This window comes from Arthrobacter sp. D1-17 (assembly GCF_054130535.1).
Genome location: NZ_CP096382.1, coordinates 3,743,014 through 3,762,089, shown reverse-complemented (window position 1 = coordinate 3,762,089; position 19,076 = coordinate 3,743,014). Strand labels below are relative to the sequence as shown.

20 protein-coding genes are annotated in these 19,076 nt (G+C 64.2%); 11 read left to right on the top strand and 9 right to left on the bottom strand.

Going from position 1 to position 19,076, the window contains the following annotated elements; genetic code table 11:
• The first annotated feature begins 29 nt into the window (after positions 1–29).
• Both M1E01_RS17390 and M1E01_RS17385 read left to right on the top strand, forming a co-directional pair.
• The gene (locus M1E01_RS17390) at positions 30–824 is read left to right on the top strand and encodes a hypothetical protein (protein ID WP_457972769.1); all 795 of its coding nucleotides are present in this window, start codon (positions 30–32) and stop codon (positions 822–824) included.
• Complete coding sequence (locus M1E01_RS17385) at positions 808–1,557, top strand: LamB/YcsF family protein (RefSeq protein ID WP_457972768.1); 750 nt, start codon at positions 808–810, stop codon at positions 1,555–1,557. The genes M1E01_RS17390 and M1E01_RS17385 overlap by 17 nt, the downstream gene beginning before the upstream one ends.
• Positions 1,558–1,651: 94 nt before the next feature.
• On the opposite strand, the gene M1E01_RS17380 is transcribed toward M1E01_RS17385, so the two are convergent.
• Together M1E01_RS17380 and M1E01_RS17375 are read right to left on the bottom strand one after the other, a co-directional pair.
• Positions 1,652–3,853 carry a M1 family aminopeptidase gene (locus M1E01_RS17380; RefSeq protein ID WP_457972767.1) on the bottom strand — a complete coding sequence of 734 codons (2,202 nt, stop codon included), beginning with the start codon at positions 3,851–3,853 and terminating at the stop codon, positions 1,652–1,654.
• 196 nt (positions 3,854–4,049) lie between these two features.
• Complete coding sequence (locus M1E01_RS17375) at positions 4,050–5,387, bottom strand: DUF445 domain-containing protein (RefSeq protein ID WP_457972766.1); 1,338 nt, start codon at positions 5,385–5,387, stop codon at positions 4,050–4,052.
• Positions 5,388–5,437: 50 nt separating this feature from the next.
• Here M1E01_RS17375 and M1E01_RS17370 point away from each other — a divergent pair, with 50 nt between their 5' ends.
• From M1E01_RS17370 to M1E01_RS17360, 3 genes are read left to right on the top strand one after another with little or no spacing between them, the layout of a single operon-like run.
• Positions 5,438–6,322, top strand: coding sequence for a glycerophosphodiester phosphodiesterase (locus M1E01_RS17370; protein WP_457972765.1), 885 nt, complete (start codon positions 5,438–5,440; stop codon positions 6,320–6,322).
• A 31-nt stretch (positions 6,323–6,353) separates the two neighbouring features.
• Complete coding sequence (locus M1E01_RS17365; protein ID WP_457972764.1) at positions 6,354–7,133, top strand: AzlC family ABC transporter permease; 780 nt, start codon at positions 6,354–6,356, stop codon at positions 7,131–7,133.
• On the top strand, positions 7,130–7,441 hold the full coding sequence (locus M1E01_RS17360) for an AzlD domain-containing protein (protein WP_309108856.1): 312 nt from the start codon (positions 7,130–7,132) through the stop codon (positions 7,439–7,441). Before M1E01_RS17365 ends, M1E01_RS17360 begins: the two co-directional genes overlap by 4 nt.
• Positions 7,442–7,465: 24 nt before the next feature.
• On the opposite strand, the gene M1E01_RS17355 is transcribed toward M1E01_RS17360, so the two are convergent.
• Positions 7,466–7,690 carry a hypothetical protein gene (locus M1E01_RS17355; protein WP_309108857.1) on the bottom strand — a complete coding sequence of 75 codons (225 nt, stop codon included), beginning with the start codon at positions 7,688–7,690 and terminating at the stop codon, positions 7,466–7,468.
• A 151-nt stretch (positions 7,691–7,841) separates the two neighbouring features.
• Positions 7,842–8,462, bottom strand: coding sequence for a TetR/AcrR family transcriptional regulator (locus M1E01_RS17350; RefSeq protein ID WP_457972763.1), 621 nt, complete (start codon positions 8,460–8,462; stop codon positions 7,842–7,844).
• A gap of 210 nt (positions 8,463–8,672) precedes the next feature.
• Here M1E01_RS17350 and M1E01_RS17345 point away from each other — a divergent pair, with 210 nt between their 5' ends.
• Both M1E01_RS17345 and M1E01_RS17340 read left to right on the top strand, forming a co-directional pair.
• Positions 8,673–8,996 carry an MTH1187 family thiamine-binding protein gene (locus tag M1E01_RS17345; protein ID WP_309108859.1) on the top strand — a complete coding sequence of 108 codons (324 nt, stop codon included), beginning with the start codon at positions 8,673–8,675 and terminating at the stop codon, positions 8,994–8,996.
• A 7-nt stretch (positions 8,997–9,003) separates the two neighbouring features.
• Positions 9,004–9,681 carry an O-methyltransferase gene (locus M1E01_RS17340; RefSeq protein ID WP_457972762.1) on the top strand — a complete coding sequence of 226 codons (678 nt, stop codon included), beginning with the start codon at positions 9,004–9,006 and terminating at the stop codon, positions 9,679–9,681.
• An 88-nt stretch (positions 9,682–9,769) separates the two neighbouring features.
• On the opposite strand, the gene M1E01_RS17335 is transcribed toward M1E01_RS17340, so the two are convergent.
• Positions 9,770–11,920, bottom strand: a complete 2,151-nt coding sequence (locus M1E01_RS17335; protein ID WP_457972761.1) for an FG-GAP-like repeat-containing protein — start codon at positions 11,918–11,920, stop codon at positions 9,770–9,772.
• A 630-nt stretch (positions 11,921–12,550) separates the two neighbouring features.
• Here M1E01_RS17335 and lepB point away from each other — a divergent pair.
• Positions 12,551–12,949, top strand: coding sequence for a signal peptidase I (gene lepB, locus M1E01_RS17330; protein WP_457972760.1), 399 nt, complete (start codon positions 12,551–12,553; stop codon positions 12,947–12,949).
• 187 nt (positions 12,950–13,136) lie between these two features.
• On the opposite strand, the gene M1E01_RS17325 is transcribed toward lepB, so the two are convergent.
• From M1E01_RS17325 to M1E01_RS17310, 4 genes are all read right to left on the bottom strand, one after another.
• A complete protein-coding gene (locus M1E01_RS17325) occupies positions 13,137–15,131 on the bottom strand; it encodes a hypothetical protein (RefSeq protein WP_457972759.1) in 1,995 nt (664 codons plus the stop codon).
• Positions 15,132–15,434: 303 nt separating this feature from the next.
• Positions 15,435–15,929, bottom strand: a complete 495-nt coding sequence (locus M1E01_RS17320; RefSeq protein WP_457972758.1) for a hypothetical protein — start codon at positions 15,927–15,929, stop codon at positions 15,435–15,437.
• Positions 15,926–17,170 (bottom strand): serine/threonine-protein kinase, encoded by a 1,245-nt coding sequence (locus tag M1E01_RS17315; protein WP_457972757.1) that lies wholly within the window; start codon positions 17,168–17,170, stop codon positions 15,926–15,928. The genes M1E01_RS17320 and M1E01_RS17315 overlap by 4 nt, the downstream gene beginning before the upstream one ends.
• 48 nt (positions 17,171–17,218) lie before the next feature.
• Positions 17,219–17,503, bottom strand: coding sequence for a DUF1540 domain-containing protein (locus M1E01_RS17310; protein ID WP_457972756.1), 285 nt, complete (start codon positions 17,501–17,503; stop codon positions 17,219–17,221).
• 497 nt (positions 17,504–18,000) lie between these two features.
• Here M1E01_RS17310 and M1E01_RS17305 point away from each other — a divergent pair, with 497 nt between their 5' ends.
• Genes M1E01_RS17305 through M1E01_RS17295 form a run of 3 tightly spaced genes read left to right on the top strand, consistent with a single transcriptional unit; the run spans position 18,001 to position 19,072 of the window.
• Positions 18,001–18,258 (top strand): hypothetical protein, encoded by a 258-nt coding sequence (locus M1E01_RS17305; RefSeq protein ID WP_457972755.1) that lies wholly within the window; start codon positions 18,001–18,003, stop codon positions 18,256–18,258.
• A gap of 2 nt (positions 18,259–18,260) precedes the next feature.
• On the top strand, positions 18,261–18,689 hold the full coding sequence (locus M1E01_RS17300) for a hypothetical protein (protein WP_457972754.1): 429 nt from the start codon (positions 18,261–18,263) through the stop codon (positions 18,687–18,689).
• Positions 18,686–19,072: a hypothetical protein gene (locus tag M1E01_RS17295; RefSeq protein WP_457972753.1), complete on the top strand. Its 387-nt coding sequence runs from the start codon at positions 18,686–18,688 to the stop codon at positions 19,070–19,072. The genes M1E01_RS17300 and M1E01_RS17295 overlap by 4 nt, the downstream gene beginning before the upstream one ends.
• Positions 19,073–19,076 lie beyond the last annotated feature (4 nt).

The window sequence follows — 19,076 nt, the reverse complement described above, 5'->3', positions numbered from 1 at the left end:
GCTGGCTGCCGACCGAGGCAGAGGGGAAGATGGCAATGCGAAGCAACCCGGCAATGAAAATCGCCCAAGAGGCCGCGCAGAAAGCGGTGTTCGATTCAGAGGGAAAACCTAAACCTGGGGTCCATAATTTCCTCCTTCGAGCAATCGACGTGCAGCGTCCGCTGGTCCTTGTGAACCTGAAGCGCCTGCAGCGGCAGAATCCCAAGGCTACAGCGGCCCAGCTGGCTGACATTTTGGAGCGTGATTACCTGCGGGCCGTTACTGGCGGAGGAGCGGCGGTGGGTGCCACGGCGCTGGTCCCCGGGATTGGTACTGTCGCATCCCTGGGCCTGTCCGCGGCAGCTACTATCGGTTTCCTGTCAGCAACGGCGTTATACGCGTCCTCGCTCGCCGAGCTGCACGGGATCCGCATGGTGGATCCAAACAAAGCCAAAACGCTGGTGATGGCCATCATGCTCGGCGAGGAAGGCACTTCGCTTCTGGGGACCCTGACCGGGCAGGCGGTGGCGCACGGGGCCAAAGGAGGCCAGCCGCTCGGCGACATCATTGCCCGCAGCGGGTCAGCCTCCGGCTTCATCCGTAGCCGCATCCAGAAAGCGTTCCTGAAAAGCCTGCTGCGTCGGCAGGGTTCGATGCTCCTCGGCCGCGCGCTGCCCTTCGGCATCGGCGCAGTGGTCGGGGGGGCCGGCAACCTCGCCATGGGCAAGGTGGTGGTGGCCAACGCCAAGGAAGCGTTCGGGCCGATGCCGGACACCATCCCCGGAGAAGTAGCAGCAGGGTCGGACGCTTCGCTGGAAGGCGGCACGGGTGGATCTGAACGCTGATCTCGGCGAATCCTTCGGCTCGTGGAGCATGGGTGATGATGCAGCCATGTTCCAGCTGGTCACCAGCGCCAATGTGGCGTGCGGCTTCCACGCCGGGGACCCTGTCACCATGTTGGACAGCTGCCGGGCGGCCTTCGAACTTGACGTCACCGTCGGTGCCCACGTCGGCTACCGCGATCTTGCGGGGTTCGGACGGCGCTTTCTGGACATGTCCTTCGACGAGCTGTTTGGCGATGTCCTGTACCAGCTCGGCGCGCTGGATGGCGTGGCGCACGCGGTAGGTGCGTCTGTGGACTACGTGAAACCTCACGGTGCGCTCTACAACCGGATATTCCACGATGCCGAGCAGGCAGCTGCCGTCCTCGCCGCGGTCCACGCCTACGACGAGAGCCTGCCAGTTCTCGGACTGCCGGGCTCTGAGCTGCTGAAACAGGCCGAGGAGGCGGGGCACCCCGTTTTCCGTGAAGCCTTCGTTGACCGTGCCTACCTGCCGGACGGCACCCTGGTGCCGCGTTCCAGGGAGGGGGCGGTCCTGAACGACGTCCGTTCTATCGTTGACCGCGCCGTGCGCCTGGCACAGAAAGGCGAGGTACTGGCCGTGGACGGCACAGTGGTCCGGGTCGAGCCGGACTCGCTGTGCATCCACGGCGACACCCCAGGTGCGGTGGGCATGGCTGCCGCCGTCCGCGCAGGTCTTGAGGAGGCCGGCGTGGAGCTTCAGCCCTTCGCCTGACAGCGGGGAACAAGGCCCCCGCTAAAGGACGGTCCCGCTGCTTGGCCGGCTAAGGGGGCTTGCCTACCGGAGTCTGCCCCGAGGGCAGGCCCCGCTACCGGCGCTGGCCCCCGGAACCGACCCACCGCTCCAGCTGCCGGACTGCGTCCGGGACCCCGGCCTGCTGCGGAAGGGCCTGGCGGTTCAATGGGCCGATGCCGCCTGGCTTTGAGGGCGTATACAGCCAGCTGGTGAAGAAGGCTGTCAGGTCCCGGCCGGAGGATCGTTCGGACAGTTCGATGAAGTCGGCCGTGGACACGTTGCCACCAGCATTGGAGACTGTCCACTCCCTGAGGATGTCGAGAAAGACCTCGGTTCCCACCAGCGTGCGGAGTGCGTGCAGCGTCATGGCGCCACGCACGTATACGGCAGCGTCAAAGAGGGCTTCAGTTCCGGGATCGCCGATGGTTACAGTCCAGAAAGGGGCGTCAGCGGGAATGACGCTGGCGTAGAAGCCGAAGATCTGCTGCGGTGTTTCCCGCCCCTCGTGCTCGCTCCACAGCCACTCCAAATACACCGCGAAGCCCTCGTTCAACCAGATGTCGCGCCAGGATTTCACGGCAACGTCGTCCCCCACCCACTGGTGCGCCAGTTCATGGACTACAACTGACTCGCCTGCCTGCTCATCGACAAAGAAATACTTGGAGTAGATGGGGCGGGTCTGGTTCTCGAGCGCAAATCCCAGGCTGGCGAGATCATCAACAATCCCACCGGCTGCCTCAAACGGATAGGGCCCTAAGTATCCCGAGAGGAAGCCAATAATCTCGGGCTGCCTCTCGAAGGAGGCCTTGACCCGGTCGCCCAGGGACGGAGGGCCCTCAGTGCCCGCACTCCAGCGGACCTTGCTTTCCGGACTTCCCTCAGGCGGTCCGGAAGCATGCCAGCCATCGAATGTGTTTCCGTCGTCTTCAAAGGACGTGGTGCCTTCCCCTGTCGAAACTGTGACGTCATCAACGGAGACGCCGTCGAAGCGTCCTACGCCGTCGCTCACGTACGTGATGGCTATTTCCACGTCCTTTCCCGCGAAGCCGCTCAGACTAACCCCCCACGATTCCCAGCCGGCACTAGCCCCGGTAGCTGCCCACCAGTGTCCCGTGCTGCCGGTTGGTGTGCACGTCCCATCTCCCTTGTGTGTGAGGTAATGCGCTAGGAAGGGATGCAGCCTCAACAGGTTGGGGCAGGCCGCACCCGGACTGGCACTGGTGTGGCCCGTTTCGTCCTTCAGGGTGGTCCAGTTGCCCGAGCCTGCGGCACGTGCTTCCACGAACGTGAAGTCGAAGTTGGTTTCGATGTTCCGCTGAAGCCAGAAGGAAAGAGCGGCCCCTTCCTTCGGGACGCTTATTGTCCTCTTGAGCCGCGTATAGGAGTTCAGGCTGTTGTGGGACCAGGCAAAGTTCTTACCTGTTTTCGCCTGCACCACGGGGGTGAAGAGGTCGGGATCGATCACATCGATGTAACTGATCCCGTTCTTTTTGTATTTGTTCAGTTCAAACTGCCCCACGCTCGCCGTCGCGAGATAGGCGGGCATCGGTTCGTCCGCCCGCCACGTCCAGGTGGCCTTGCCGTCCTTCGAGCCGTGTTCCTCCAGCAATCCGTTGGCAACCGCTTCCAGGCCCTCCGGCACCGTGATCCGGAACGTGAACGCGGCCTTGTCCAGTGGGTGGTCATTCACCGGGAACCAGGTGGCGGCAACGTGCGGCTGCCCGATCACCAGCGACCCATCGTCTGTATGGAAGAAGCCCAGCGGGCCGAGCTGTTCGTTCAAAAGGATGGGCACGCCGTCGTACTTCACCTTGGTCTCGAAGACCGTTCCGTTTGTGACGCCGTTCTCCGGCGTGACTGTGAGCTCCTTACCACTACGGATAAAGGAGGCCTTCTCACCGTCGACGGTGACGGAACGTACGTTCAGGCCGACCAGATCCAGATTGAAGGACGAAAGACTGTGGGTTGCCTGGGCACGGATAGTGGCGGTGCCGGCCAAGACATCAGTGGCGGGGTGATAGCTGAGGTCCAGGATGTAGCGAGCCACGTCGTAGCCGCCGTTGCCGTCGAGAGGATAGTACGGATCGCCCAGGCCCGGCGCACCTGGCTGGAAGTTATCGCCCACAGCTGCCAAATTCACCGGGCTGGCTATCGTGGCAGGAGCAGAGAGGGCTGCCACGGCAAGCAGGCAGACAAGCAAAAGGCCGGTGCGTGGGAACGCCCGGCCTGGACGGGCCTGCCGGCCCGCTGCAGAGATCGAGGGTAGGGAATCCATAGCTCCTCGTTTGGGAACTTCTCGCACGACATACGGTACGGGCACCGGACGTACCGGGGCCGGTCGATCGCCGACTCGAGGCCGGGGCGGACTGTAGGCTAAAAATGCGCCTGTCTGCCCGCCCTGTCAAGGGGAAAACCCTGTCAAGGGAGAATTACCGGCTTTTCCTGTGCGGTCCCGGGTGCCAGGACGAGTGTCAGCCGAAGGCCAGATGCGCAACGGTGAAGATCGCCAGGCCGGCCATCGAACCCACCACGGTGCCATTGATCCGGATGAACTGAAGGTCCTTGCCCACCTGCAGTTCAATCTTCCGCGAGGTCTCTTCCGCATCCCAGCGGGCCACCGTATCGGTGATGACGCCGGCAATGTCGGAACGGTACGTGCGGACAAGATAGCCCGCTGCGTCACCGATCCAGGTGTTCACCTTGCCCGCCAGTTCTTCGTCATTGACCAGCCGTGCTCCGAAGTCACGCACGGCCGCCTTGAACCTGACCGTCAGTTCGCTGTCGGGATCGTCGACGGCGGTCAGCAGCGCACTCTTGATGGTCGACCAGGTCCGCGAGGCGAGTTCACGGACTTCGGGGTCTCCCAGGATCTGGGCTTTCATGCCTTCTGCACGGGCGATCATCGCAGGATCGTACTGCAGATCGTGGGCCAGGTCTGTGAGGTACTTGTCGATCGACCGGCGCACCTCGTGGTTCTGGTCTGCCTGGACGGCCCTCGTGAACTTGAGGATTTCGAGGTAGACCTTGTCGCCCACGAGGCCGTCCACGATCTTGGGCACCCACTGCGGGGAGCGGTCCGTGACCAGGCGGCTGACCGTCTCGTGGTTGGCTGCCACCCAGTCCGCGGCGCGGTCCACCAAGAGGTCAACCAGCGTGTGGTGGTGGCCTTCGGCGAAGATACGTTCGGCCATCCGACCTACCGGTGGTCCCCACGGGGGAGCCAGCAGATGCCGGCGGACCATGCCCTCGATTACTGCCTGGACGTCGTCGTCATTGAGGACCTTGAACGCACCGCGGATGGCAGCACCGCCCTCCTTCGCTACGCGCTCGGCACCACCCGGGGCGGACAGCCACTGGCCCGCCTTGCCGGCGATGTTGATGCTGGCCAGTTTGTCCTGAACCACCTGCTCGGAGAGGAAATTGGTCTCCACGAACTCGCCCAGTGATGCTCCGATTTGGTCCTTGCGCCGGGGAATGATGGCGGTGTGCGGGATTTTCACGCCCATCGGATACTTGAACAGTGCAGTTACCGCAAACCAGTCAGCGAGTGCCCCCACCATCCCGCCCTCTGCAGCAGCCCGCACGTATTCCAGCCAGGGGTACTGCTTTTGCAGGGCAAAGGCGATGGTGAACACAACAGCCATGGCGATCAGCAGGGAGAGCGCCAGGAGCTTCATCTTCCGAAGCGCAGCGGCCTTCTCAGCATCACCCTCTGGGAACTGGTTTGGCGTGGCAGCCGGCGGCGTCCGGCGGAGCGGGCCGGCGTGGGGGGCGGCGGGCTTGGTGGTTGTCTCAGAGTTCACCTGCATGTGCCCAGCCTAGTCCCGCTTTCACCGGGGCCGTCGGCTAACGTGTCAGCATGACAACCGACGCGTCCGCTTCAGTCCGTCCCTTGGTGTATGCCCATCGGGGCGCCAGCGCGGATTTCGCGGAGCACACCAGGGCGGCGTATCTTCAGGCCCTCGCCGACGGTGCCGACGGTGTGGAGTGCGATGTGCAGCTAAGCCGGGACCAGCACGTGGTGCTGCTGCACGATGCCAATCTCGACCGCACCTCGGATGGTACAGGTCCCGTGGCCGAGCGGACCCTCAAGGAGCTGCGCCAGCTGGATTTCTCGTCGTGGAAGGGCGTCCGGATTCCGGAAGCCTTCGGCCCGCGCTCGGACCAGTTTCTGACTCTGACCGATCTGTTGGGTCTGCTCCGTGGCGCAGGGCGCGAGATCGGCCTGGCCATCGAGCTGAAACACCCCAGCCCCTATCAGCTCAAACTCGAAGACCGCGTGCTGGATGTCCTCCGGGCGCAGGGATGGAACCTGCGGACGTCCCGGCTGGACAACATCAGGGTCACTTTCATGAGCTTCAGTCCCGATGCCGTGCGGCACTTGCGTAAGTCCGTCCCTGCTGAGTTCATTTGCCAGCTTGTGGACGACATCAACGTGGTGGAAATCCGCCGGGACCTTGGCCTTGGTCCACTGACCGGCGGTGCCGTTGCCAACGTTATGAAGGCTGCCCAGCTTGAGGGCGAGCGGATCCTCAACGCCTGCGATGTGGGGATGGCAGGTCCCGGCATCGCCTATGTCCGGGAGCACGCCGCCACTGTCCGCCGCTGGCTGGATTCCGGCCGCAGGTTCAGGGTGTGGACGGTGGACACGGCCGAGGACGTGGCGTTGTGCCTGGGGATGGGGTTCCAGGAGATCACCACCAACCGGCCGGCGCAGGTGTTGGCCCAACTGCAGCCTGTGTAACCGCTCCTGCAAGCTGTGATTGAGTGGTGCCATGCCCCTCACCTTTCCTTCCCACCTCCTGCAGTCCCCGGCGGTGCGGGTGGGCCTGTCCATCAGCGTGGCAACTGGCCTCTACGGCGTTTCCTTTGGTGCCCTCTCCGTGACGTCCGGACTGGATTTCTGGCAGACGATGGCACTGAGCCTGCTGCTTTTCAGCGGCGGCTCGCAGTTTGCCTTCATTGGCGTGGTTGCCGGAGGAGGATCGGGACTTGCCGCGATGGGAGCCGCTACTCTGCTGGGGATGCGCAACGGCATATACGGCATGCAGCTCAATGTGCTGCTGCATCCGAAAGGCTGGCGCAAGTACGCGGCCGCCCAGCTGACCATTGATGAATCCACCGCCACGAGCACGGGACAGACCGATCCTCTGGAACAGCAGCGCGGATTCTGGACCGCGGGGCTTGGCATCTTCATCCTGTGGAACGTCTTCACGGCCGTAGGGGCGCTCGCGGGCAGCGCCTTGGGCGATCCCAAACAGTGGGGGCTCGACGGCGCCGCAGTGGCGGCGTTCTTGGCGCTGCTCTGGCCAAGACTCAAAGGCAAGGAGCCGGTGGCCATCGCGATCTTGTGCGCGCTTGCCACCGTCTTGGCGGTTCCGTTCGTTCCGGCAGGTGTGCCGATCCTGGTGGCTGCGGCTGTTGCGGCGCTCTTTGGCTGGTTCAGCCACGGGCCCAGGGATGAAGGGCTGGAGCCCGACATCAATCCCTACGATGAACGCAGGCAGCACGGATCCCATCCGGGAGGCGGAAGTACAGCCAGTGATTCCGCATGAATCTTTGGTTGTGGCTGCTGCTGTCCTGCCTGCTTGCCTACGCATGGAAGCTTGTGGGTTACCTCGTCCCCGCCACGCTGCTGAAAAATGCGAGGACGTCGCGCATAGCCGGAACAATGACCATCGGCCTGCTTGCCTCCCTGACGGTAGTCAACGCCGCAGCATCGGGCCAGGAGCTCCTTTTGGACGCCCGGCTCGGAGCGCTCGCGGCGGCCGGTGTCGCGCTGCTGTTCCGCGCTCCATTCCTGGTGGTTGTCCTGGCGGGCGCTGGAACCGCGGCTCTGCTCCGGCTCGCGGGCTGGAACTGATCCCGCAGATGACCTGCCGCCGGGTTAAGCCGCTCCGTAGGCGTCCGGCGAGGACGGTGCGGAGCGCCTGGCCAGTTCCTCGGTGGCGAGGTCATACCAGTCCTGGGCTCCGAACACGGGCTTGGGAGTGTCCAGGTTGCGGTAGAGCGCATCCACGATAATTCCCAGCTCATCTGTGGTGGCCGCAGTGAGGGTCTCTTCCGGATCACCGGAACTTTTCATGAAATGGGCGAGTTGGGAGCGGTTCATGCTAACCCAGCCGCGGACTTATTCACTCGTGAAAGTGCCATGTTTTGCTCCGTGCAATGGAAACGTACCCGAGGCTGGCTGCCTAACCACTGGTCTGCCCAGCTTACTGTGGAGTTTAGTTCAGCGGAATATCCCGTGCTGGCGAACTGTGCTAGTCGAGCTGCATTCCAGGCATCGGCACCTGCGGCGGCAGTGACCGCTCCGGCCGCTCGGAGCGTATGGCGTCCTCCACCAGGGCAGCAGGACGGCGCCAGGCATCAGAGCCCGGCTCCATCGTGTCCACCACTCCGATGAGCATGGCAAGCAGTCGCACCATGTCGGTCAGTGAGATGTCTGTGCGGAGCGTGCCTTGCCCTTGGCCCCGGCCGAGGAGGATCCCAACGGATTCGATGAGGCTCCCGGTGATGCCTGTCAGGAGATCGCGGCGCCCCGCCACGGCGCCGAGCAAATTGGCATTCTCGCTTGCCGCGGCCATCACGGAATCGATGACGCGGAAAAGGCCGTCGGCGGCGTCCTGGCCGGCCAATGCGATATCGATGACCGGGTCGACGGTCAGCCGGAGTTGGCGGTTCAGCGCAGCCAAGACCAGCTGCTCCTTGTCCGAGAAGTTGCGGAAGAGTGTTGCCGGCCCTACTCCTGCAGTAGCAGCGATGGTCTGCAGGGGAACCTCCGGGCCATACTCCCTGAAACACTCGCGGGCCGCATTGATGATCTTGTCCACATTGCGGGCAGCGTCGGCACGAAGGGGCTTGCGCTCTACTGCGAGGTTCATGTCTTCAGGTTAGCAACGCACCGTTCGGCCTTCTTCGTTACCGATTGGTAGCCCGGCAATATGACGCAGCACACGTTCGGCTGCCTTTTTCGGCCGTGCCAGACTGAACCCACAGTGCTTGCATCCTCAGGCCGCACCAAGGAAGATCTGGCGATGCAGCCCCCGCCCATGAGCATGCTTTTGTGCCCAAAGAGTACATAGGAGATTCCAGTGATCGTAGCGTTTTCAGTAGCTCCCTCGGGTACCGTCGGCGACTCGGTTCATGACGCCGTTGCGGCGGCAGTCAAGGTCGTGAGGGAGTCGGGCCTGCCGAACCGGACCAGTTCCATGTTCACAGAGATAGAAGGTGACTGGGACGAGGTGATGGATGTCGTCAAGCGGGCAACTGAAGCTGTGGGTGAGTATGGGCCCCGCGTGTCCCTCGTGCTAAAGGCAGACATTCGGCCAGGCCATGAGGGCGAGCTGACGGGGAAGGTCGAGCGCCTGGAGCGGGCGCTCGAAGGAGCGGGTGTCAGGCTCGACGAGGAGGCATGAGAAGACCATGATCGAGCACAAGTCCCGGCCGGAGTGGGTGGCCGTAGAAAAGTTTCTGTCGGACGCCGTCGTGCATCAGGGGACCGACCTGCAGCGCGCGCTGCAGTCCGCCGCCGACGCAGGGATGCCGGCCATCGAGGTGACCCCGAACGCCGGCAAGCTGCTGAAGTTGCTGGTCAGAGCATCGGGCGCGAAACGGGTGCTGGAAATCGGCACCCTGGCCGGGTTCAGCACCATTTGGATCGCTCAGGGGCTTCCCGACGACGGCCGGCTGGTGACGTGCGAATACCTGACCAAGCATGCCGACGTTGCCCGGAAGAATGTGGACGCCGCCGGAGTCGGCCACAAAGTGGAAATCCGGATCGGTGCTGCGCTCGATACACTGCCCGCATTGGAAGACGAGGACGCGGGTCCCTTCGATTTTGTCTTTATTGACGCGGACAAGGAGAACGACCCCCAGTACTTGCAGTGGGCCGTTCGCCTGGGCCGGCCAGGTACCACCATCGTCATGGACAACGTGGTGTGGGAGGGTGCGGTGCTGGACCCTGCCCTGGACGAGGTCAACGCGCCGGGGATTATCAGTGCCCTGAAAATGATGGGGGAAGACAGCCGTTTGGACGCCACTGTCATCCAGACGGTGGGGTCCAAGGGCTGGGACGGTTTCGCGCTGGCTGTGGTCCGCTAGCCCTGGTCACTGTCCGGTCAGAGTAAAAGCACCGCCCGCGTACTGCGTGTACGCGGGCGGTGCTTTTACTGATTGGACTGTTGAAGGTTTAGCCGAGGACGTTCATGATGTTCCAGCCTCCGCCAACCCGGACCCTGTTCGGGAAGGTGCCTGTGCCGCTGCCCAGGTAGGACCAGAGAACACCGCTGCGGTCGCGTGCCACGAGGTCATCACGTCCGTCGCTGTTCAGGTCTGCGGCGCCGCTTATGGCGTTCATGGCATTCCAGCCTGCGCCTGCCCTGACCCTGGTGGGGAAGGCGCCAGCGGCGTTGCCCATGTATGACCACAGGACTCCGCTGGCATCCCGTGCGACCAGGTCGGCCTTGCCGTCGCGGTTGATGTCACCGGCTGCGCTGATGGCCATGGTGCCCCAGCCTGCGCCGACGCGGACCCGGCTTGGGAAGGTGCCGGTGTTGTTGCCGGCGTAGCTCCACAGGACGCCCTGGGAGTCAACGGCGAGCAGGTCACTCCGTCCGTCGCCGGTGACATCGCTGGCAGCGCTGATGCTCTTCATCGTGTTCCAGCCTGCCCCAACCCGGACCCGGGTGGGAAAGGCGCCGGAGCCGTTGCCGCGATAGGTCCAGAGGACTCCGGCGGAGTCACGGGCCACGATGTCAGCGCGGCCGTCTCCGGTGAGGTCTCCGGTCCCGCTGATGGAGTTCATGACGTTCCAGCCTGCACCAACCCTGATCCGGTTCGGGAAACTGCCTGAGCCGTTACCGAGGTACGTCCACAGCACGCCACTGGAGTCGCGTGCCACGATGTCAGCACGTCCGTCACCATTGAAGTCCTGCATGACGCTGGTGACTCCCGTGCCCGTGCCGATGCGGATGTTCCGGTTGGCAACGACACCGATGTTTCCGGCCATGTCCGTGGCTCGGACACTGAAGGTGTGGTAGCCGTTGGTCTGCGCGTCCCAGGTCTTCGGTGAGGCGCACGTCGGATCCCACGCGCCGTTGGTGGGAAGCAGCCGGCATTCGTACTGTGCCTGCGCGTCGGCGCTGCTGAAGTTCAGCGTGGGCGTGTTGTCCAGGCTGGGTGTGGACGGGAACGGTGCAGTGACGGAAACAGTCGGTGCCGTGGTGTCTACGGTGAACGTGAGCTCAGCGGAGGTCAGCGCACCTGCGCGCGCCTGGACCGTGTGGCGGCCCTGGGCCAGCGGCGCCAGCTTCAGGGAGTATGTGGAACCCGTGACCGTGGCAGCGCGCGGTGCGCCGTCGACGACCAGTTGGACTGGTCCGGTCGTACCGGCCGGCAGCGTGCCGGTAAGAGTGGGGGTGGTCACATTCGTTACGTTGTCCGCGGAGGAGCGGCCGCTGTCACTAGCGGCTGCCAGGTCCGGCGTCGAAGGCGCACCGTCCGTGGCCGTGGAGATCAGGCCCTGCACCGTGAACAGGTTCGTCGTCACCGTGTTGACACCGGGACCGCCGGCGTTCGGTCCGACCACCCGGACGAAGTTATTGCCTGAGGGGGCTCCCGTGACAGTCCGTGCCGTGTCGATGGACCCGATGGTTCCGGCCTCTGCGCCGTTCTGGCGGAGGAATGTTGCTGTAGAACCGGTCGCATAATCGCCCAGGAAGGCGGCGCCGACTCCTGCCCAGTCGCAGGCGGTCGCCGCGCCCGGCTCGCAACCCTCGTCCAGGGTCTCGTTGATCACGCCGGTGGCGTCGGCCTCGAAGGTGTGGACCCCGTACGGGTGCGTAATGGTGTAGGAGGCGCCGGCCTGCAGCCCGTCAAACCGGAACCGCAGCCGGCCGAAGCCCATCTGGTCGCCGTTGACTACTGCTTCGTTGGCGTGTGCTGCCTCGAGGGCGGCTTCGTAGGAGCCAATAGTGCCGACATCGGCCGCCGCCGCGAACCAGAACGCTTCATCAGGGAAGTTGTCGGGGTAGGAAACGGGCGCCTCCGGGTTGGGCGGTTCGGAAAGGCAGCCCTTCCCTGCCTCGTAGCAGAGCTGCAGCCGGACCGTGCCGTCCGAATACCAGGCGGGAAAGCCGTTGGCCGGATCCACGGGACCCATACCGGCGGTTGCGGCGCTCCCGGGGATGGCAGCGAGCGGCGCCAGCGAGGCGGCCAGCAGTGCGCCGGAGACAACGGCGGCAAGACGGCGGGAGGTTGTCGTCATCGGCTGACGGGTTGCCCGACGGGCGCGGCGCGCTCCATCGGGCATCTCGGGCCGGTTAGCAGACTTGGAAAACATGGTGACTCCTCAGATGGACACTCGATTAGTGGCCCCCAGTACCTTCAAGGCCAGGCGGGGAAGTAAATTCCCTGCCACCGCCACATTGTCGAAACGACCTTGGATAAATCTCGGACCAGGACTTCCTGTAGCCCCTGACTTCCGGGTGCCGGCTCCCACTTAGTGCTTGCAAAGCCCCGGTTTTGCCTCAAAAGTGTCCAAAGGGGCCTGTGAAGTGGACCGTGATGCATGGGGTTGATGTTTCTGCTGATGCCCAAAGCGCCGGAATGACGGCCCGCAGAGCACTTAAACCATCGATTTGTGGGGGCCCATATGGGGGTGCGGCACGGGCTGACCCTCCGGCAGGCTTGTCCGCTCCAGAATTTCCCAAGAACACGGCGACATGCTCGTGGCATGCCTTTGAAAGGAGATCCTGTCGTGTCCGTTTTCCGGCGGCAAATCCTCCTTACCGGTGGCCCACTCAAAACAGCTCCTGGAGGCGGTGCGTTCCTGACGCGACGGGAAGCCCGCGCGGCAAGGGGACTAGGCCATGCCGGAGGGCCCCGGAAGGGCTTCTGGAACAGGAAAACCACGGCGGCGGCGGTTCTGGCCGGGGGTTTGCTCGTCACCCGTTTGTGGGTCCTTGAGCCCATGACGGTCAGCTCCGAAAGCATGGAACCCTCTGTCCCGCGTGGCAGCATCATCCTGCTCTACAAACCCGGGCCCCAGTTGGCCGGCGTCCCAGCTGGGGGACTGGTCGTCTTCAGCAGTCCCGAGGATGGACGCCCCACGCTGAAGCGTGCCGTGGCGCTGGAGGGGCAGACTGTCGCCATTGAAGACTCCGTCCTTGTGGTGGACGGCGCCCCGCAGCCTGAACCGGGCATCGATCACAGCCGCATCGACGGCACGTACTTTGGCCCGGTCACCGTGCCGTCCGGTCACGTCTTCGTCCTTGGTGACAATCGTTCGGGCTCCATCGATTCCCGCAGCTACGGCAGTGTCCCGCTGGAAAACGTACAGGCTACAGTGGTGTGGCCGTTGGGGAGGTAGTCCACCGCTCCGGCCGAGGCGCCTAGTCCCAGCCCCAGGCTGGGACTATTTTTCTGTCTCTTTCTGCCTGGAGTTGGCTAAGCCCCGGAGGTGATGCCTTGGGGGGCCACGGCTTGGGGCCCCGTCCGCGTTGCGGTCGGGGCCCCAAGGCTGTTGCTGGCGTTGCTTCTTGCTTCTACGGCTGATGTCAGCGGCTGGCGATGGACGCCGTCGCGCTACCTCCCCTGCTGGACTGGACCATGACGCGGGTAACCTGCTGGGCGGGGCCCGGTTTGATCTTGTAGGACCAGGCACCCAGGGTGTCCACCTGAGCGGTGCCGATCTTCACCGGCGTGGCGGCGTTGGAGACGTCCCAGACCACGATGGACGTTGCGGGAGTCAGGATGGCGGTATTGCCCGCCAGGGTGGAGGTTCCCGATATCCGGAGTTCGCTGCCCCTGCGGTGGCGTGAGCCGGCGTCAATGGTTACTGAGTCATTCTGAATCGTCAGGTCAACCCAAGCTTCCTTGGTAGTGCCATCTGCCCCTGTGGTCACCAGCTTGATTCGGGCTGGGCCTTGCGTCGGGGGAGCCTTCGGCGCCGAATCTTGGGTGCTGGCCCACAATGGAACAGCGACTGTGGGGTTGGGTGCGGTGGTGCTGGAGAGCGTTACTGTTGGCCCGGTTACCTGGCTCCACTGATACCCCACCTCGCCTGTGGACGAGCTCCCGTCGAGCTGGACGCTCGTGCCGCGGGCCGCAGTGGTCGATGATGCGGTGACCGCTGCGGTCAACGGTTCCGTACCTCCCGTGGAGCCGCCGCCTGGCCCGGTCTCGGTGACGGGTCCCGAATCCGGTGCCGGAGTCAGGGGATCGAGCCCGGGCTCCGTAGCACTGCCGCCGGCTACAGTGACAGCAAGAGTTGCGGCGTTGCCTGCATCATGCTTCACGGTAATGGTCGCCGGTGGCGCCTTCACCGGGATCGATGCTTCAGCAGGTGCGCCCTCCGTCGCCGGAGCCTCGAGCGTGCCCAGACCGACGACCTCGAGCGGGTATCCGACCGATGACGTTGCCGCGACCTCCAGCTTCGAGCCGTCGAAGACAGCTTTGGTGATGGAGATGCCGCTTGGCTTGCTCACGTTGATGGTGCTGCTGCTGGCCGGCTTATCCGCGATGTTGGTGATCTTGACGGACGTCGGAGCGTCCCCGGTGAACTGGATCCGGGCGTAGTAGCGTCCCGAGTCCGGGTCCGTGACCATCGGGGTCAGCTTGAACTTCCCGTCCTGGCCCTCAACCTGCAGCTGTGCGGAATTGCTGCTGCTGGCGAAGACGTCTATCATGCCGCCGTTGAGCACTGCCGAATCCGCGCTGACACCACTGTTCGTGGCGATCTTGCCCATCAGTGAGAACTGGTCAGTCTCAACGTTCAGCCCGCCGCCACTGACGGAGAACTTGTTGTAGCCGAAGGGGCTGCCCGTCACCGTGTGGTCCTGGTTTGGGTCGCCCAGGTACCCCTCAGGAGCGCCGGTGTCCCATTTGAGGAAGGGCCCGATGTTGCTCTTCAAAGCGGTGGTGAAGTTTCCAATGGCCGGCGAGATGTCTTCCACAAGTTTTCCGTCGCCGGCTCCGTCGGTATCTATGGTGATGGTGCCGTACGGATGCTGGAAGGTCAGGGTCTGGTTGGCCGGACCGCCCTTGACGACGATGCGCTGGCGCCCGAACACGACTTGGTCGCCGTCCGTCACAGAATTCGAGAACGCGGCTTCCAGGCCGAGCACCAGGACCGCCTGGCCACCGTTTGGCAGCTCCAGTTCGGATCCGGCCAGCATGTAGAAGGCCTCGTCGGGGAAGTTGTCCGGGAATGAGATTTCTGCCGCTTCGTTTGGAACATCGCCGGGGAGGAAGCCACAGAGCGGGTTTTGGGCCTCCAGGCACAGTTCGAGGCGCGTGTGGTTCTTGTCTTCGTACCAGGAGGGGAAGCCGTAGGCCGAGTTGACGGGGCCGACGGCGATGATACCGCCGGGATTAGTTTGCGTTACCTGGGTAGCCGCAACCGCGGACCCGACGCCGGTGGCCGTCAGCAGGACGGCGACTGCCGCCGCCACATTTCGGCGTTCGAACAGGCTGCGGCCAAGACGAGTTGCTGAGGCTCTGCGTCGCCCGTGTGGGTGATGCACGGAACCGTTGGGTGGGCTGGCTGCCATGTCGTCTCCTAGGAAGGGGGATGTGGATGGCAATCAGTATTCGTTTCCCCCGTTGGGGAAACCTTTGGCGACGTTGGGACGAGTGGGACTCACGGGGTGGCCGCGTTCAAAGAGACGGGGCCGTCAACAGCAGGCAGTGCAGAACGCCCGACGCGTCCACGATGATGTGGATAAGGAAGAGCCGGCAAGCGAGGATCTCCTGCGCGCCGTTTTTCAGGGGGCCCGAAGTGGGGGGCAGCTCTGGACATGAGCCGCTGGCCGGGGCTCAGTTCTACAACGGCGGCAACGGGCGAGGGCCGCCTCCTAGTCCTTCCCCTTGGCCTTCTCTTCTTCGGCTTTGCCCTTGCCGGGTTCCCCGTCCTTCTTTTTACCCTCGTCCTGTGGCTTGTCGTCTTGGGGCTTGTCTTCTTCGCCGTCCTGCTGCGACTGTGACGGCAGCGGACCGGGTACTTCAGTCGGGGCAGGGGCGGCAGGCCCTGGCGGAATCGCGGCCAGCGCGTCGCTGCGGACGAGGGTGACGGCGTGGAGGATGCGGGCCTTGCGTTCCGTGCTGATTTTGCCTTCCGATGCTGCCCGTTGCACGTCAGCTGCAAGGGTGTCCAGCCCTGTCAGGGCACCAGCGTAGTCGCCGGCGGCCAGGGCTGCGCGGACGGCTACTACCTGCTCCTGCAAGGCGGCGCCTGTACCGGTGTCCAGGTCCAAAGGGGCGGCGCATCCCGGGACGGCGAGGGCGGCCGCAAGGATCAGGACGCGGACGGGTCGGAGGCGAGCCAGGTTCATGGACCGGCCGACGGTCATGGCCGCACGCTTTCTTCTAGTTCCCTCATATGGTCCTCGACGAGGCCGGTCAGTGCGGGGGAGGGGGCGGGAGCGGGGCGGCCTGAAGCCAGGACACCGGACGAGAGCAGGACCGCAAGGACAATGCCGGCCGCGGCGGCCGTTGCGGCGGCTGGGATCCAGGTGCGCCGCGCGGCCTTCGTTGCCCGCCCCTTGCCCTGGATGTTGGGTGTTCGTGGTGTCCGAGTAACGGGAGGTGTTCGGGGAGCCCTGGACGGAGGAACGGGGAGGCGGGACATCGTCGAGTTTGTCTGCTGGCCGGGCACGGGTTGTGGCAGGAATCCCTTGGCCGATCGGCGTTCTGCCGGGGTGCCGGCCGAAGCTGCGGTGCCGGGCTTCCCCGCAGAGGGCAGACGCAGGGTGGGGTTCGCAGCTTGGCCGGTGAGGGTAGCAGCGACTTCGGCGGCTGCAGGACGTGCCTGAGGCTCGCGTCGGGTCATCCGGCTGAGCAGGCCGCCCCAGAAGGGCCCCAGGTGTTCCGGGACGACGGGGTCTCTGGAGAGGCGGGCTGCTGCTGATGCAAAGGGAGAGCCGGGATATTCCTGGGTTCCGGTCAGGCATTCCAGGAGGACCAGCCCGAGGGCGTAGATGTCTGCAGCCGGCTGTCCTTCATGTCCTGTTGCCTGTTCCGGGCTGAGGTAGGCGGCTGTGCCGATGGTTGTGTCGGAAAGGGTGAGACGGTCGCTGCCCGAGGTGCGGGCGATCCCGAAGTCGGCCAGTTTCGAAGTCGCACGCCCTTCTGACCAGCCTTCTGGCAAAAGGATGTTGGCGGGCTTCACATCACGGTGCACCACGCCGCGGGCATGGATGAAGTCCAGTGCCGCGGCGGTCTCGGCTCCCACACGGCGCGTATCTCTATCTGAGAGGGGGCCGGCCCGGAGCCTCCGGTGCAGATCGATTCCGGGGACATACTCCATGACCAGGTACTCAAGCGTCCCGAGGTCGCCGGCGCCGTCGAACGTCGCGTCATAGAGCGCGACGAGGCCGGGGTGGCTCAGTCCTGCAAGCAGGCGCATTTCAGTCCGCCGCCGCTGGAGGTCTGCGGGATCCGGATCGTCGTGGCGGAAGAGTTTTACGGCCACGTCCCGGCCCAGCACTTCGTCCTGCGCTCGGTAAACAGTGGACATGCCGCCGCTGCCCAGGACCTCAAGCAGTCTGTACCGGCCAGCCAGGGATTCTGCGCCTAGTTTGTCCGAATTCATATGCTGTACTTTAGGGCCGGGACGACGCCCGCCCCGGCCCGGGGGCGGTTAGCGGTGGGCGTAGGTGAGGCAGTCGGCGTTGTCGCGGCCGGGGCCCACGTGTACCTCGGAGGCTCCGCACATGAGGTGGTCGTTGTGGACGCATTCGGAGCGCTGGCAGGCTCCGACGTCGGCGAGGACTTTGGAGAGTCCGCCGTGGGAGCCGGTGTCGATGAAGGTGGCGCAGTGAGCGTGGTTTTCGTCTCCGCCGACGGTGATGGCGGCGGCGTTGCAGTTGGTGTGGTCGTTGAAGGAACAGTTCGTTACGCTGCAGTCTGCGACGTGCGTTGTCATGGGAGATTCCTCCTGGTCCCGGCTGCCCGGGACGGGCAGCGCCTTGGGTCCACGGTATGCCGGTCCGGGCAGATCAAAAAGACCCAATCATGTGCCCTAATTGCGCCCAGCCGGGTGCCGGATGGATCCTGTGAGGATGGACTGTGGAGCAAAGTCTGCCTCGGAGAATGGCTGGAAATGCCAAAAGCCCCGCGCCATGTGAAGGCAACACGGGGCTTTCCCCCAGATGCACCGGCATCTGGGGGAAATGCGGTGCACCCGGACTGCAGTTACTGCAGGTTGTCCTTCAACTTTAGAATTGGGTGCGGAGACTGCCGCGATATTCCAGAAATCCGCCAGAACCCTGTACAGGCGGGAGGGCGCAAGGTAGTTTCAAACCAGGAACCCTGTCGGTGCGCTTGCTTTCAGGGAACCCCTCCGGGATTTGTGCACTCCCTCGAGGTATCGCCGCTGTAGCCTCATGGCGGCCGTCACGCACTCTGAGGAAAGAGCCTGCCATGGCCACCTCCCATTTCCGCCAGTTCCTATCCGACGCCACTGCTCCTGCCCCAGACACAGACAGTCCGTTGGGGCCGGACTGCCTCTACGGCTTGTACACCAGCTGGTGCTTGCTCCAGGGGATCACGCCCAAGCCCGACGCGTCCTTCCGGAAGGGCATGCGGCTGTGCCGCATCAATGTCCACAACGGCAGGCTGAGAATGAAAGGCCGCGCGGCAGCGGACTACATACTCACCAGCTACCCGCACGCCGCCTGATCATGTCTCTCGGTTTCCACGGCTTCCGTTCTGACGGTGCAGGCCGGCGCCGGGCACTGCCGGTCACGTGCGGCAACTGCGGCAGCGACCACTACCTCACCATCCGATCCGTCACCGATCTGCAGGGCCAGCCGCCCGACGTCGTCATGGTTTCCTACACGTGCAGCCGGTGCGGGACCTTCAGCGAGCACCCTGCCCAGGTTGCCGACCTTTCGCTGGTCCTGGCCCGTCCGGAACAGACGGGGGACGTGCTGATATTCGGCAGCCACTACATGCACTGCGGGCAGCCGATGAAGAAAGCCGGTTCGGAACTGCGCAAGCTCTCGGCGCCTCTGTCTACTGAAGATGAGGGCGAAGACGCCCTGGGCGTCTACCTGTCTACCAGGGTTCTCAGATGCGGCTGCGGCTTCCAGATGGAACTGCCCGAGTGAACCTCCTGCGAGTAATGGCCTCGGGTGACCCGCCGGGCCTGTTTATTGCCCGCGTCCATGGTGTCTTCAACGTGCTCAACGGGCTGTGGCCCTTGGTCCATATGTCCAGCTTCGAAACAGTCTTCGGTCCCAAGACGGACAAATGGCTGGTCCGAACTGTCGGAGGGCTCCTGCTCGTCAACGGCATCGCTCAGCTTCGCACCGGCAAAGGCAAAGCGGAGGTGCAGCAGGCGAGACGCATCGGTATGGGTACCGCTGCCACCCTCACAACCATTGACCTGGTCTATGTCGGAAACGGCACCCTCAGCAGGATGTATCTGCTTGATGCTGCGGCTGAAGTCCTGTGGATCACCCTTTGGCACCGGAGCCAGTCCAAGCCTTAGGGGC